Origin of the sequence: Rubneribacter badeniensis, from assembly GCF_002899695.1 — a bacterium.
Lineage (GTDB): Bacteria > Actinomycetota > Coriobacteriia > Coriobacteriales > Eggerthellaceae > Rubneribacter > Rubneribacter badeniensis.
Map to the genome: position 1 here is coordinate 97,619 of NZ_PPEL01000002.1, position 13,647 is coordinate 111,265.

The 13,647-nt window shown below is 67.0% G+C and carries 13 protein-coding genes; 9 read left to right on the plus strand and 4 right to left on the minus strand.

The genetic code is table 11. The features are described from left to right. Positions 1–84: 84 nt before the first annotated feature. Positions 85–699 carry a 4Fe-4S dicluster domain-containing protein gene (locus tag C2L80_RS01090; protein WP_103262445.1) on the minus strand — a complete coding sequence of 205 codons (615 nt, stop codon included), beginning with the start codon at positions 697–699 and terminating at the stop codon, positions 85–87. A gap of 470 nt (positions 700–1,169) precedes the next feature. Continuing rightward, complete coding sequence (locus C2L80_RS01095; RefSeq protein WP_087196168.1) at positions 1,170–1,952, minus strand: teichoic acid transporter; 783 nt, start codon at positions 1,950–1,952, stop codon at positions 1,170–1,172. 308 nt (positions 1,953–2,260) lie between these two features. Between C2L80_RS01095 and C2L80_RS01100 the strand changes: the two genes are divergently transcribed. Next, positions 2,261–3,367 carry a TerC family protein gene (locus C2L80_RS01100; RefSeq protein ID WP_087196170.1) on the plus strand — a complete coding sequence of 369 codons (1,107 nt, stop codon included), beginning with the start codon at positions 2,261–2,263 and terminating at the stop codon, positions 3,365–3,367. A gap of 41 nt (positions 3,368–3,408) precedes the next feature. Here the strand turns inward: C2L80_RS01100 and C2L80_RS01105 are convergent, their stop codons facing one another. Continuing rightward, entirely contained in the window at positions 3,409–4,320 is a 912-nt protein-coding gene (locus C2L80_RS01105; RefSeq protein ID WP_087196172.1) for a diacylglycerol/lipid kinase family protein, read from the minus strand. Positions 4,321–4,400: 80 nt separating this feature from the next. Between C2L80_RS01105 and rnd the strand changes: the two genes are divergently transcribed. From rnd to C2L80_RS01135, 6 genes are all read left to right on the plus strand, one after another. Then, complete coding sequence (gene rnd, locus C2L80_RS01110; RefSeq protein ID WP_087196173.1) at positions 4,401–5,543, plus strand: ribonuclease D; 1,143 nt, start codon at positions 4,401–4,403, stop codon at positions 5,541–5,543. Between the two features lie 116 nt (positions 5,544–5,659). Continuing rightward, positions 5,660–6,334 (plus strand): zinc metallopeptidase, encoded by a 675-nt coding sequence (locus C2L80_RS01115; RefSeq protein ID WP_087196175.1) that lies wholly within the window; start codon positions 5,660–5,662, stop codon positions 6,332–6,334. 9 nt (positions 6,335–6,343) lie between these two features. After that, on the plus strand, positions 6,344–7,726 hold the full coding sequence (gene xseA, locus C2L80_RS01120; RefSeq protein ID WP_087196177.1) for an exodeoxyribonuclease VII large subunit: 1,383 nt from the start codon (positions 6,344–6,346) through the stop codon (positions 7,724–7,726). Beyond that, positions 7,723–7,980 (plus strand): exodeoxyribonuclease VII small subunit, encoded by a 258-nt coding sequence (gene xseB / locus C2L80_RS01125; protein WP_087196179.1) that lies wholly within the window; start codon positions 7,723–7,725, stop codon positions 7,978–7,980. The genes xseA and xseB overlap by 4 nt, the downstream gene beginning before the upstream one ends. 73 nt (positions 7,981–8,053) lie before the next feature. Continuing rightward, the gene (locus tag C2L80_RS01130) at positions 8,054–8,407 is read left to right on the plus strand and encodes a histidine triad nucleotide-binding protein (RefSeq protein ID WP_087196238.1); all 354 of its coding nucleotides are present in this window, start codon (positions 8,054–8,056) and stop codon (positions 8,405–8,407) included. Between the two features lie 160 nt (positions 8,408–8,567). Then, positions 8,568–9,809 (plus strand): acetate/propionate family kinase, encoded by a 1,242-nt coding sequence (locus C2L80_RS01135; RefSeq protein WP_087196180.1) that lies wholly within the window; start codon positions 8,568–8,570, stop codon positions 9,807–9,809. A gap of 316 nt (positions 9,810–10,125) precedes the next feature. Here the strand turns inward: C2L80_RS01135 and pta are convergent, their stop codons facing one another. After that, positions 10,126–11,121 (minus strand): phosphate acetyltransferase, encoded by a 996-nt coding sequence (gene pta, locus C2L80_RS01140; RefSeq protein ID WP_087196182.1) that lies wholly within the window; start codon positions 11,119–11,121, stop codon positions 10,126–10,128. Positions 11,122–11,315: 194 nt separating this feature from the next. On the opposite strand from pta, the gene glf reads away from it, so the two are divergent. Next, a complete protein-coding gene (gene glf, locus C2L80_RS01145; protein WP_087196183.1) occupies positions 11,316–12,548 on the plus strand; it encodes a UDP-galactopyranose mutase in 1,233 nt (410 codons plus the stop codon). Then, positions 12,545–13,576 (plus strand): glycosyltransferase family 2 protein, encoded by a 1,032-nt coding sequence (locus C2L80_RS01150; RefSeq protein ID WP_087196185.1) that lies wholly within the window; start codon positions 12,545–12,547, stop codon positions 13,574–13,576. Before glf ends, C2L80_RS01150 begins: the two co-directional genes overlap by 4 nt. The last annotated feature ends 71 nt before the right edge of the window (positions 13,577–13,647 follow it).

Genomic DNA, 13,647 nt, shown 5'->3' on the forward strand with positions numbered 1-13,647 from the left:
CCGGCTCGTCGCCCGGCACGTTGTCCGCCGTCCTTCGCTTGGCTCGAGCCGTCGGCCCTTCGACCCTCCGACCTCCGGTCCTTCTCAAGAGCCGTCGTTCGCCGTCCTCGCCCGCTCGGCGTCGCACATGATGCGGATGGCCGTTCGCGGCTCGCCCACCACGCAGCGTTCGACGCACAATCCGCATGCCACGCATGCGTCCTGCACGATGGCGGGCGCGAACACCGAGTGGATGGCGTCTCCCTCGCGCATGCGGTAGTCGATGACGATGGCCTCGTCGATGAGGGGGCACGCGCGATAGCACACCTCGCAGCGCATGCCCTGAAACGCGATGCACAGTTCCTCGTCGATGACCGCGATCCCCATCCGCACGTCCCGGCGCCCGTCGACGTCGCGCAGCGCGCCGGTGGGGCAGGCTGCGACGCAGGGGAAGTCCTCGCACAGGCGGCACGCCTGCTCGCGCGCGTCGATGCAGGGCGTGCCGACGGCGACGCCCGCGCCTTGCGAAGCGGGGGAGAGCGAGCGGTAGGGGCACGCCTCGATGCACTTGCCGCATTTGACGCAGCGCGACAGGAAGTCCTCCTCGCTTTGGGCGCCGGGCGGTCGCAGCAGGTCGGTCTCGCCCTTAAGCACGCACGCGGCGGCCTGGAAGGCCACGATGGCCGCAGATGCGCCTGCGATGACGTTCGACAGCTTCACAGAGCCTCCCCCTTTCTTGGCGAGAAGATCATGCGCCCGCGCGCGGCGCGCGCCTATCGGGGCGCGCCCGCGATTCGAGTAGGGGAAAATCCTGTTCGGCGTGAAGGATTGTATCTATTTCCGATTAAGAATGATCCTGACCAGGTTGATCGACCTTGGGCGGCGACGGGGGAGTTTCGGGGATTCGATGCGCGCGAGCGTTCTTGCGGAATCCGGCCCTCTCCGAATTCCGGTGCGTCCGACGCCCATTGCGCCTGTCGCGGCCCCGCCGCCGCCCTGTCGTCCGATCCGATTGCCTTGTGCGGCGAAGCCGGTCGGACCGGGCGACGGCGGGGCTTCGCTGCGCGTCTTGCCCGTATGCGAGCGCCCCGGGGCGCTCAGGGGAGGCGCCGGGGCGCTTGGAGTGCCGGGGAGCTTGGGATGCCGAGCATCGGCTTCGGGCGCGCGGGGCGCCGAAAGCGGCGAGCCTTCTAAGCGGTCAGGCGGATGCCCACGTAGACGGCGGAGTCGGGCAGACCGGAGATGTCGTACACTTCGGATAGGGCGATGGCCGACACGCGCCAGGTGTAGGTGGATCCGTCGACGTCCACCGTGCCCGTCATGAACGTGTTGCCCACCTCGTCGACGCCTTGGCCGTCCTCGGGGACGGTGGCGGGGTCGAACCCCTCGGCGGCCACGGCCGCCTGCACCGCCGCGTTCACGTCGCCGGAGGAGAAGTCGGCGTAGCGCACGTTCATGCTCAAAGCCTCGCTGCGGTCGACGGTGAGCGTCCACGAGCCCTTGAGGAGACGGGCGGCATCGGCTGCGCTCAGCTGCGCGATACCCTGCGCATACATGAGGCCGGCGTCGACGGTGCTCACGTCGGAGGGCAGCTTGGCCAGTTCGAACCCGCCGGAGGGAAACTCCTCCTCCGTGGACAGATCCACCGTGGAGTATCCGGCGTCGGCGAAGGTCTGCCTGATGGAGGCGTCGTCCAAGGAGGCGAGCGCGGCGAGGGCGGGCAGGTCGTAGGACACGTCGCGCGCGAGGTTCTCTTCCATGCTGGCCTGCGCGCGCGCCGCGCCGCCGTTCACCGCGTCGAGCACGGAGTGCAGCAGGATCCCTCCGATGACGGCGGCGGCGAGCACGAAGGCGGCCATGGCGGCCATCTGCTGCCGGGGCGCGGTGAGCGGCCGCTTGAGGCCGGTGTCGTCGAGGTAGCGGACGGGTCCGCCCGCATCGACGTAATCGTTTCTCTGGGGGTTGAAAAGCATTGCGCCTCCTGCGCGTCGCGTGATGTTCGAAGCGGTTTGTGTGCATTGGGCATTATAGCATTGCCGAGCGCAGGGCGTCGTGCTAGGATACCCTACGCCCATGGGGGAGTAGTTGGCATGCGCCGCGAGGTGCGTGCGGCACGTTCAACATCATGGCCGCGCGGCCTGGCGTGTCTGAAATAACGAGACTCATGGCGCCGTCGCATCGCACGGCGCCATAAGTCTTTTTTTGTGGATTCTCCTCCTCTTTCGGGCCCTGCGGAGCTTCGCGGGGATTGCGCACAACGGACGATAGGAGCGAACGAGACGTGGACCTCTCAATCTTCACGACGCCGGAAGCGTGGATCAGCCTGATCACCCTCATCTTCCTGGAGATCGTGCTCGGAGTTGACAACCTCGTGTTCATCTCGATCACCACGAACCGCCTGCCCGAGGAGAAGCAGCATATCGGCCGCAAACTCGGCTTGGCCGGCGCGCTCGTCATGCGCATCGTGTTTCTGTGCTTCGCCTCCTATCTTGTGCACATGACCACGCCCCTGTTCACCGTCGATCTGGGGCCGTACGCGCACGGGTTCTCGGTGCGCGACCTCGTGCTGCTCGTGGGCGGCGGCTATCTCATTTACAAAGGCGTCGCCGAGCTGCGCGAGACGCTCAAGCTCACCGAGGTCAAGGCCGAGCATTGCGAGGAGCACAAGGCGCTGCACCGCATCACGTTGCCGCAGGCCGTGGGCACCATCATGGTCATGGACCTCGTGTTCTCCATCGACTCGGTCATCACGGCCGTGGGCATGGCCGATCACCTCATCATCATGATCATCGCCGTCATGCTGGCCGTGTTCCTCATGATGATCTTCATCGACCCTATTTCGAACTTCATCAACGGACACCCTGAAATGAAGATGCTCGCGCTCACGTTCATCGTGGCCATCGGCTGCTTGCTCGTCATCGACAGCGCGGGCTTCCACACCGGCATCGAGCTTCTGCACATGCCGCTCGAGAAGCTGATGGTGTACTTCGCCATGGTGTTCTGCATCGTGCTCGAGCTTATCCAGATGCGCTACAACAAGAACTTCCTGGAATGGCGCAAGGAGCGCTGGAAGACCGAGACGGCCGCGCAGATCGAGGCCGTGCGCGCCGAGATGATGGAGGAGCTCAAGCGCTCCGAGGCCAAGGCCGCCGATGCGCCGTCCGCCTCGGAGGGGCCGGACGGCGCCGGGCGCATCCAGCCGATCATCATCGGGAGCAACGTGTACGTGATGATGCCGGTGGCCGGCGAGGACGCCGCGTCGTTCCGCGAGCTTCTGGCCACGTCCGATGCGGCTGGCCGAGCGTTCTCGCGCCCGCTCGAGATCGACGCGCGCGACGTGGAGGTGGCCGACGCGGCCCCCGAGTACGAGGAGCCCGAAGGGAAGTGACGCCTCGGTCGGCGGCGTCCCGCTGTCACGCCGCCTGTTCGCTACTCCTGCGCGAACAGGCCCCATCCTTCCTCGCTCACGTAGAAGCGGGCGGCGCGGGGCAGGATGCGCGCGGAGAACGGCGTGGTGAGGCGCGTGGCCTCGCCGTCGTACTGCACCTCCATGGGCGGGTCGGCCTCGACGCGCACCGTGCGCGCGCGATGTATCTCGAGCGCGCCCGTTCGGTCGGGGAACTCGCCGCCGCGGTCGAGCAGGCCCGCGAACACGGCGGGTATGAGCTCGAAAGCGGTCTTGGCCTTGAGCACCACCACGTCGAACTCTCCGTCGCGGGGCTCGTTGCCGTGCGTGACCGCGATGTCGAACTGTATCTTCGAGAAGTTCGCGAGCAGGATGCCGAGCCCCTCGCTTTCGACCGTGCGCCCGTCGAGCTCGATGGAGAAGCGCGACTTCTGGGGCATCGGGTTGAGCACGGCTGCCGAGAGGTAGGCCATGGGGCCGAACAGGCGCTTGCCCGCCTCGGCGCCGTGCATGATGGCGGCGTCATAGCCCGCTCCGGCCATGATGCCGAAGCCGAATTTGCGTCCGGCCACTTCGATCTCTCCGAGGTCGAAGTCGAGCGTGCGCCCCTCGCGCACCATCTTCGCAAGCGCGTGCGGCTCGAGCGGCGAGGCCAGGTTGAGCGCGAGCAGGTTCGCCGTTCCGGCGGGGAAGGGCAGCACCGGCACCTCCGTGTTCGCCAAGAGGTAGCTCACCGTGGCCACCGTGCCGTCGCCGCCGCTCGCCACCACCGCGTCGAAGGCGTCGGCGTCGCGAAGCAGGTCGCGCACGTCGGTCGCGCCGTCGGTGGAACGCAGGCAGACCTCGTCGCCGTCGCGGGAGAACGAGCGCGCGAAGTCGTAGACGGCACCCTCGCCGAAGCCCGAGGACAGGTTGTTGATGACGAGCAGTTTCACAGGCACCCTTTCAATTGCTATGATGGCATGGTACAACATGGAGCAGGAAACACAAGGCAAGGAACGGTGAGGATCCCTCGGTGTACATAGCAAACCAAGAAGATCTCGAGGCGTTCGCGAATCGGGCGATGCGCTCGAGCGTGCTCGCCATCGACACGGAGTTTCTGCGCGAGAAGACCTATTACGCGAAGCTGTGCCTTCTGCAGCTGGCCACCGACGACGAGACGGCCATCGTGGATCCCTTCGAGGTCGATGATTTGCGCGTGCTGGCGCCGTTGCTGGAGAACGAGTCCGTGGTGAAGCTGTTCCACGCGGGCGGGCAGGACCTCGAGATACTGCTGCGCGAGGTGGGCACGCTGCCGCGTCCCTTGTTCGACACGCAGGTGGCCGCGGCGCTTCTGGGGCACACGCAGCAGATCGGCTACGCGGCGCTCGTGCACGCCGAGTGCGGCGTGACGCTCAAGAAGATCGACTCGTTCACCGACTGGTCGCGCCGACCGTTGTCCGAATCGCAGTTGGAGTACGCGGCCGACGACGTGGCCTACCTGCCGCGCATGTACGAGCGGATGCGGGCGCAGCTCGTGGAGCTGGGGCGCCTTGCGTGGCTCGACCGCGACTTCGAGGACCTGGCCGACCCGAAGCGCTACGCCACCAACGAGCGCGAGCGCTACCGGCGGCTCAAGCGCGTCTCACAGCTGTCGCGCCGCCAGCTCGCGGCCGCCCGCGAAGTGGCGGCATGGCGCGAATTGGAGGCGCAGCGGCGCGACGTGCCGCGCAAGTGGGTGGTCACCGACGAGCAGATCGTGGAGGCGTGCAAGCGCGAGGCGCGCACGATCGACGAGCTGTTCATGGTGCGCGGCATGTCCGACCGGTTGTCGACGAAGGACGCGCGATGCGTCGTGGCCCTCATGTCCTCGGCGCTGGACGCTCCGCCCGACGCCTGGCCCGAACCCGACCGCTGCGGCAAGAACGAGCCGAACGTGGACGCGGAGCTCGACCTCATGTGCGCTCTCGTGCGTTTGCGAGCGAAGCAGAACGGCGTGGCGTTTCCCACGCTGGCCAGCCACGACGACCTCGCGCGGGTGGCGCGCGGCTACCGGGAGGGGGTCGATGTGCTGCGCGGCTGGCGCCGCTCGCTTGTGGGAGAGGAGCTTTTGAGGCTGCTCGAGGGCAAGATCGCGCTGTCGCTTTCCAACGGCGAGATCAAGGTTACGGAAGTTTGACGCTCGGACGGCACCGCGGGCGGCCCGCCGCCGCGGTCAAGTATAATGGACGACGAAAGAGGGCGGCGGCCTAGGAGGCCGCGCGCAAGCCATCCTTTGAAGGAGTGTCCCAAACCATGTTTTTCGGAGTTAGCGCCGGCTATTGGATGCTGGTCATCGTCACGCTCGTCATCGGCGGGTTCGCCACCTGGTACGTGAACTCGCAGCTCAAGAAGTACTCGCGGGTGCCCATCTCCACGGGCCTCACCGGCGCCGAGGCCGCGCGCCGGATGCTTTCGTACTACGGCATCTCCGGCGTGGAGGTGCATCGCGGCGGGCCGGGACAGGACTTCTTCGACCCGCGCACGAACTCGGTCACGCTCTCGCCCGATGCCTACGAGGGCCGCACCATCACGGCCACGGCCACGGCCTGCCACGAGGTGGGGCACGCCTACCAGTACGCGCAGGGTTACGCCCCCATGAAGATCCGCGGTGCGCTCGTCCCCGTGGTGAACCTGGCGTCGAACGCATGGATATTCCTGCTGCTTTTGGGCGTGTTCTTGCAGATGGCGCAGCTGACGATGCTCGCGATCGTCATGTACGCCGCCGTGGTGGTGTTCCAGCTGGTCACCCTTCCGGTGGAGTTCGACGCCTCGCGCCGCGCGATGGTCTACATGGGCTCGACCGGGCTTCCGCAGTCCGAGCAGGCGGGGTCGTTCAGCGTGCTGCGCGCTTGCGCGCTCACCTACGTGGCCGCGGCGCTCACCTCCATCCTGCAGCTTCTGTGGCTGCTCAACCAGAACCGCGAGTAGCCGTTACCCATGGCGCGCGGAGAGAGGGAAGGGGCGGCGTCCGAGGCGCTGTCGGTATCGGGGGCGATGGCGCTCGCGAAGGGCGCGCTCGAGGGCGTGGTCGTGCGCCTCGTGGGCGAGGTGTCCGAGGTGTCCAACAAGCCCGGCTACAAGGCCGTGTACTTCACGGTGAAGGACGAGCGCGCGGCGCTGCCGTGCATGATGTGGAACAACCGCTTCAACGCGGCCGGCATTGCGCTGCGCGTGGGGCAGCTTGTGGAGCTGACCGGCCGCTTCACGCTGTACGCGCCGAAGGGGCGCATGAACTTCGACGTGTTCTCCCTGTCTCTTGCCGGGGAGGGGCGTCTGCGCCAGCAGGTGGCCGAGCTGGCGCGCAGGCTCGAGGCCGAAGGGCTCATGGATCCGGGCCGCAAGCGACCTTTGCCGGCGTACCCTCTCGCTATCGGCCTGGTCACCTCGCCGCGCGGGGATGCCGTGCACGACGTGCTGCGCACGCTGCGACGCCGCTTCCCGCTCTCGCGCGTCGTTCTGGCGGGCGTGGCGGTGGAGGGCGCGCAGGCGCCGGCGGGCATCGTGGAGGGCTTGCGCCGGGTGGTGGAGGCGGGCGTCGAGATGGTGCTCGTCGTTCGCGGCGGAGGCTCGTTCGAAGACCTCATGCCCTTCAACGACGAGCGCCTTGCGCGCACCATCGCGCGCTGCCCCGTGCCGGTGGTCACCGGCATCGGGCACGAGCCCGACACCTCCATCGCCGACATGGTTGCCGACGTGCGCGCCTCCACGCCCACCGCGGCGGCCGAGGCGGCAAGCCCCTCGCGCGAGAGCCTCGAGCGCCATTTCGCCGCGCGGGCGCGCTCGCTGTCGGTCTGCGCCGAGCGCGCGCTCGAGCGGGCCGCCGCCGACGTGCGCCGCTGCGCCACGCGGCCTCTGTTCCGCGACGCGCAGCTTTTGTTCTCCGTCGAGGCGCAGACGCTCGATCTGGCGGCGGAGCGCCTTGCGCGCGCCCTGCCCGCGAACCTCGAGCGCGACGCGGTGGCCGTGGCGCGGCAGCGAGAGCGCCTTGCGCGCGCCTTGCCGAGCGCCATCGAGCGCGGGTGCGCGCAGATCGAGCGCGGCCGCGAGCGGCTTGCGGCCTGCGGCGGCGCGCTCGTGCCGCGCTTCGCGCAAGAGGCGGCGGTGGCGGCCGCCCGGTTGCACGACCTCTCCCCGCTCGCCGTGCTCGGGCGCGGCTTCGCCATCGCGCGTACGCCGGCGGGCGCCGTGGTGAAGAGCGTGGAGGCCGTGAGGCAAGGCGATGCGCTGGACGTGTCGCTGTCCGACGGCGTGCTGTCCTGCCGCGTCGAGGCGACGCGGCGCATCGATACCGACATCGTGGAGTGGAAGGACCCATCATGACCGAAGCCGAAGAACCCCGGCCCATCGAAGATCTGACGTTTCGCGAGGCCATGGCCGAGCTTGACGGCATCGTGGGCGTACTGGAGAGCAACACGCTCGAGCTCGAGGACAGCCTGAGAAGCTACGAGCGGGGCGTGGCCTTGCTCGCGGCGCTGCAGACGCGCCTGTCCGAGGCGCAGCAGAAGGTGGACGTGCTCATGGGGGAGCTTGCGCCGGGGCCCGACGACGAGAAGCGCGACACGAGCCTTTCGTGAAAAAGGGGCTTGCCGACGGTCCGCGCGGCCGCCGGATGGGAAGAAGGATCGCAGCATGAGAGAGGAGCGCGCCATGCGCAAGGACGATTGCCTGTTCTGCAAGATCGTTGCGGGGGAGATCCCGTCGACGAAGGTGTACGAGGACGAGCGCGTGCTCGCGTTCGAGGACGTGAGCCCCATGATGCCCGTGCACACGCTCATCGTGCCGAAGAACCACTACGACAACATCGGCGACGACATCCCCGACGACGAGATGGGGCACCTGTTCAACGCCGTGAGCACGGTGGCCGAGCTCAAGGGCGTCGCCGAGAGCGGCTACCGCGTGATCGTGAACACGAACGACGACGCCTGCCAGACCGTGCACCATATCCACGTGCACGTCCTCGGCGGCGCGCCCATGAACTCGGGCGACCCGTCGAAAAGCTAGCCTGAGGCGCCGCTTCTCCGCAAAGCCGGACCGAGGGGCGGTCCGGCTCCTTTTCGGCGAGCGGCGCGCCGTTTGCCGACGGGGCGCTTCGTCTGCTTCCGACCGTTCGGCGGCTGCACCTAAAATAGATGTTTCAGGATAGGCGTAAGGAGGCAGGCCGTTGAACGTACTAGTCATCAATGCGGGATCATCTTCCTTGAAGTACCAGTTGGTCAATGTCGAGCGCCACGAACTCCTTGCCAAGGGCATATGCGAGCGCGTGGGGTCGGCCGAGGCGTTCCACAAGCACGGCCTTGATGAGAACGAGCAGGTCATCGATGCGAAGATGGCCGACCACGACGATGCGATGGCGCTTGTTCTGGAGTCGCTCACGAGCGGTCCCGCGAAGGCCATCGACTCGCTTGCCGAGATCGACGCCGTGGGGCACCGCATCGTGCAGGGCGGCAAGTACTTCGACCGCTCCGTGCTCATCGACGACGACGTGATCGCCAAGATCGACGAGCTGGCCGAGCTTGCGCCCCTGCACAACAAGGCGGCGCTCATGGGCATCCACGCCTGCCTCAAGCACATGCCGGACGTACCCATGGTGGCCGTGTTCGACACGTCGTTTTTCCAGACGCTGCCGCCGAAAGCCTACATGTACCCCTTGCCCTACGAGCTGTACGAGAAGTACGCCATCCGCAAGTACGGCGCGCACGGCACCTCTCACCGCTACATCTCCGAACGCGCGGCCGCCGTGCTCGACGAGCCGCTTGAGGACCTCAAGCTCATCACCTGCCACCTCGGCAACGGCTGCTCTATGTCGGCCATCGACCACGGCGTGGCGGTGGACACCTCGATGGGCCTCACGCCGCTCGACGGCCTCATGATGGGCACGCGCTGCGGCGCCATCGACCCGGCCATCGTGCCGTTCGTCATGGAGCATGAAAACCTCACGCCCTCCGAGGTGAACGACCTCATGAACAAGAAGTCGGGGCTTTTGGGCATATCCGGCATCTCGAACGACCTGCGCAGCGTCCGCGACGCCTCCGAACGCGGCGACGAGCGCGCGCAGCTGGCCTACGACATGTACTCGAACTCGGTGAAGAAGCACATCGGCTCCTATATCGCCGTGATGGGCGGCGTGGACGCCATCGTGCTCACGGCCGGCGTCGGCGAGAACTGCGAGAAGATGCGCCGCATGATCTTCGCGGGGCTGCAGCCGCTCGGCATCATCCTCGACGAGGAGAAGAACCGCCAGCGCGGCTTCGAGCGCGAGATCTCAACCGATAGCTCGCCGGTGAAGATCATCATCATCCCCACGAACGAGGAGTACATGATCGCCCGCGACACCTACGAGATCGTCCATGAGAAGGTGGGCGTGGCGGGCGGCGTGCTCGGCGAGGGGTCGGTGCTGGCGTAAGGGACGCCGGCTGCCCAGGTGCGGCGGCTGCCTGCGATGAGAGTCGGCTGCCCCGGCGCATGCGCCGGGAGTTCGCTTCCGGAGGGCCCTGCGGGGCCCTCCGCGCTTTCGGGGAGTTCGAGCCGCCGCCGCATGGTTCGCGCGCGGCAAAAGGACGGGGATGCTGTCGCATGCCGTCGCTTCGCGAAGCAGTCGCTGGACGCCGCTGCATCGGCGGGCCTCTTTTTCGCGCGGAAAAGGCCGTCGGGACGCGGCGGTCTAAGACGCGATGCTCCGTTTCACATGGGAGGGCCGCCTTCCGGCGGCCCTCCCGCTCCTACTCGGCGGCCTTCTGGGCCTGCACGCAGGTGATGGCGATGACGCCCACGATGTCATCTGCGGTGCAGCCGCGCGAGAGGTCGTTCACCGGGGCTGCGATGCCCTGCGTGATGGGGCCGTACGCCTCGGCCTTCGCAAGCCGCTGCACCAGCTTGTAGCCGATGTTGCCCGCGTCGAGGTCGGGGAACACGAGCACGTTCGCGCGACCCGCCACGGGGGACTCGGGCGCCTTCGACGCTCCCACGGAGGGCACGATGGCGGCATCGAGCTGCAGCTCGCCGTCAAGTGCCAGCTCAGGTGCCAGCTCGCGCGCCAGCGCCGCCGCCTCAACCACTTTCGTCGCGTCGTCGTTTCTCGCCGAGCCGTAGGTGGAGTGCGACAGCAGCGCCACGGTGGGCTCGGTGCCCATGAGCGCCTCCCATGACCGCGCCGAGTTCACGGCGATGTGCGCGAGCTTCTCGGCGTCGGGCTGCACTTCGAGCCCGCAGTCGCTGAAGAGGAACGTGCCGTTCTGGCCCAGGTCGCAATCGGGCACCACCATCACGAAGAACGAGCTGACGAGCTTCACGCCGGGCGCGGTCTTGAGGATCTGCAGACAGGGGCGCAGCACGTCGCCCGTGGCATGGCACGCGCCGGCCACCATGCCGTCGGCGCGGCCGGTCTTCACCATCATCACGCCGAAGTACAGCACGTCGTCCATGAGGTCGAGCGCGCCCTCTTCCGTGAGGCCCTTGTGGCGGCGCAGCTCGAAGAGCTCGCTCGCCAACTCGTCGCGCAGCTCGGAGGCGCGCGGGTCGATGATCTTCGCGCCGTCGAGCGCGTGTCCGCTGTTCGCGATGGCCTCCGCGTCGCCTAAGATGACAAGGTCGGCCACGCCGTCGGCCAGGATGCGCTCGGCTGCGGCGAGCGTGCGCTCGTCGTCGCCTTCGGGCAGCACGATGGTCCGCTTGTTTGCCTTGGCGCGGGCCAGCATCGATTCGAGGAATGAACTCATGGCACCGTCCTTTCGTCGGAGCGTGCCGCGCTCGGCGCGCTCCTCGCCGGATTTGTCTCCTTCGTATGATAATCCACGCACCTTCCCGGCTTTTCGGTAAAATAGCCTCCGGTTTATCGGAGGGGCCGAACGCCCCCTTGAGGATGCGCGGCGCGGGTGCGTCCGCGCGCTTTCGACGAACGGAAGGGTGCGCCATGGGTGTGCGTTACTGCGATTTCAAAGATCTCGACCGCAGCGACTTCGACGCGGTGGTGGTGGGCAGCGGGTTCGCCGGCGCCGTGGCCGCGCGCGAGCTGGCCGAGCGCGGAGGCGCGCGCGTGCTCGTCATCGAGAAGCGCTCCCATATCGGCGGCAACATGTACGACGAGCTCGACGAGGCCGGCGTGCTCGTGCACCGCTACGGGCCGCACATCTTCCACACGAACGACAAGCGCGCCTTCGACTACGTGCGCCGCTTCACCGAGTGGCGCGACTACGAGCACGAGGTGCTGGCCGACTGGTACGGCACCTACCTTCCCGTGCCGTTCAACAAGAACTCGATGGAGATAGCCTTCGGCGAGGAGCGCGCCGCGCACCTCACGCAGAAGCTCATCGACGCGTTCGGCGACGAGCGCAAGGTCACCATCACCGAGCTGCGCGAGCAGGACGATCCTGAGCTCTCCGAGATCGCCGATTTCGTGTACAGAAACGTGTTCCTCTACTACACGCAGAAGCAGTGGGGCCTCACCCCCGAAGAGGTCGACCCTTCGGTGACGGCGCGCGTGCCCGTGTTCGTCTCGCGCGACAACCGCTACTTCCAAGACGCCTACCAGGGCATGCCGGCCGAGGGCTACACGCCGCTGTTCGAGCGCATGCTCGAGAGCGAGGGCATCCTCGTGTGCCTGAACACCGAGGCCGAAAGCGTGTTCGACCTCGAGTTCGCAAGCGGCGCGGAGGACGCGCCGCTCTCGGCGATCCTCATCAAGGGCGCGCCCTTCCAGGGGCCGATCGTCTACACCGGCCCGCTCGACGAGCTGTTCCTTTCGCGCTTCGGCCGCCTTCCGTACCGCAGCCTCGAGTTCGCCTGGGAGACGCACGACGTCGAGCACGTGCTGCCCTGCGGCACGGTGAACTTCACGGTGACCGAGGACTACACGCGCATCACCGAGTTCAAGCACCTCACCGGTCAGGCGCATCCCAAGACCACCATCATGAAGGAGTACAGCCGCCCCTACGAGGATCCGCTGAGGCAGATTCCCTACTACGCCATCCTCTCCGACGAGAACCGGGCGCACTACGAGCGCTACCGCGCGCTCACCGCGCCGCTTGCGAACTTCCATCCGCTCGGCCGCTTGGCAGAATACCGCTACTACAACATGGACGTCATCATCGGCCGTGCGCTCGCGCTGGCCGACGAGCTCGTGCCCGGTTTGGAGGGGCGGCGATGAAGACCGTCACCTTCGCCGTTCCCTGCTACAACTCCGCCGAGTACATGGACGCGTGCATCGAGTCCATCCTGAAATGCGACGGCGGCGAGGGCGACGTCGAGATCATCGTCGTGGACGACGGCTCCGCGAAAGACGACACGCCCGCGAAGGCCGACGCCTGGGCCGCAAAGCATCCCGACATCATCCGGGCGGTGCATCAGGAGAACGGCGGCCACGGCGAGGCGGTGAACACGGGCCTTGCGCACGCGACCGGCCGGTACTTCAAGGTGGTCGATTCCGATGACTGGCTCGACGAGGCGGCCATGCGCGAGATCATGGCCTACCTGCGCCGTCAGAACGAGCTTGAGGAAGCCACCGACCTCGTGATCGGCAATTACGTGTACGAGAAGGTTCATGAGGGCACGCGCACGGTCATGCATTACCGCAACGTGTTTCCCGAGGGCCGCGAGTTCGGCTGGGACGAGGCGGGGCATTTCGGGCAGAGCCAGTATTTGCTCATGCACTCGGTCATCTACCGCACCGAGCTTCTGCGCGAGATTGGCCTTACGCTGCCGAAGCACACGTTCTACGTGGACAACCTGTTCGTGTACGTGCCGCTGCCGCATGTGAAGACCATCTACTACCGCGACGTGGACATGTACCGCTACTACATCGGCCGCGAGGACCAGAGCGTCAACGAGAGCGTCATGATGGGCCGCATCGACCAGCAGCTGCGCGTGACGCGCCTCATGATCGACGCCGTGAGGCTGCCCGACGGCGTGCCCGAGAAGCGCCTGGAGCGCTACATGGAGAACTACCTGTCCATGATGATGTGCATCTGCTCCATTTTCCTGCGCATGATCGACACCGACGAGGCCGAGGACGAGCGCGAGGCCATCTGGAGCTATCTGAAGGCGAACAACCCGGACGTGTACCGGCGCATCCGCCGCAGCGTGCTCAACATGGGCACGAACCTGCCCACCGAGTTGGGCCGCAAGATCGGCATCTCCGGCTATCGGATGGCGCGGCGCATCTTCAAGTTCAACTAGGCTGCAGTGGGCAAACGTCTATGAGGTCAATCAACACCTCTTGATGCGGCTGCAGGTGTTTCCGGTATCCC

Bases quoted from the DNA above. Each gene is read 5' to 3' on its own strand.
- C2L80_RS01115 (WP_087196175.1), top strand. From the start codon at position 5,660: ATGTTTTTCGGAGTTAGCGCCGGCTATTGGATGCTGGTCATCGTCACG.
- C2L80_RS01130 (WP_087196238.1), top strand. From the start codon at position 8,054: ATGCGCAAGGACGATTGCCTGTTCTGCAAGATCGTTGCGGGGGAGATC.
- C2L80_RS01150 (WP_087196185.1), top strand. From the start codon at position 12,545: ATGAAGACCGTCACCTTCGCCGTTCCCTGCTACAACTCCGCCGAGTAC.
- pta (WP_087196182.1), bottom strand. From the start codon at position 11,121: ATGAGTTCATTCCTCGAATCGATGCTGGCCCGCGCCAAGGCAAACAAG.
- xseB (WP_087196179.1), top strand. From the start codon at position 7,723: ATGACCGAAGCCGAAGAACCCCGGCCCATCGAAGATCTGACGTTTCGC.
- C2L80_RS01095 (WP_087196168.1), bottom strand. From the start codon at position 1,952: ATGCTTTTCAACCCCCAGAGAAACGATTACGTCGATGCGGGCGGACCC.
- xseA (WP_087196177.1), top strand. From the start codon at position 6,344: ATGGCGCGCGGAGAGAGGGAAGGGGCGGCGTCCGAGGCGCTGTCGGTA.
- glf (WP_087196183.1), top strand. From the start codon at position 11,316: ATGGGTGTGCGTTACTGCGATTTCAAAGATCTCGACCGCAGCGACTTC.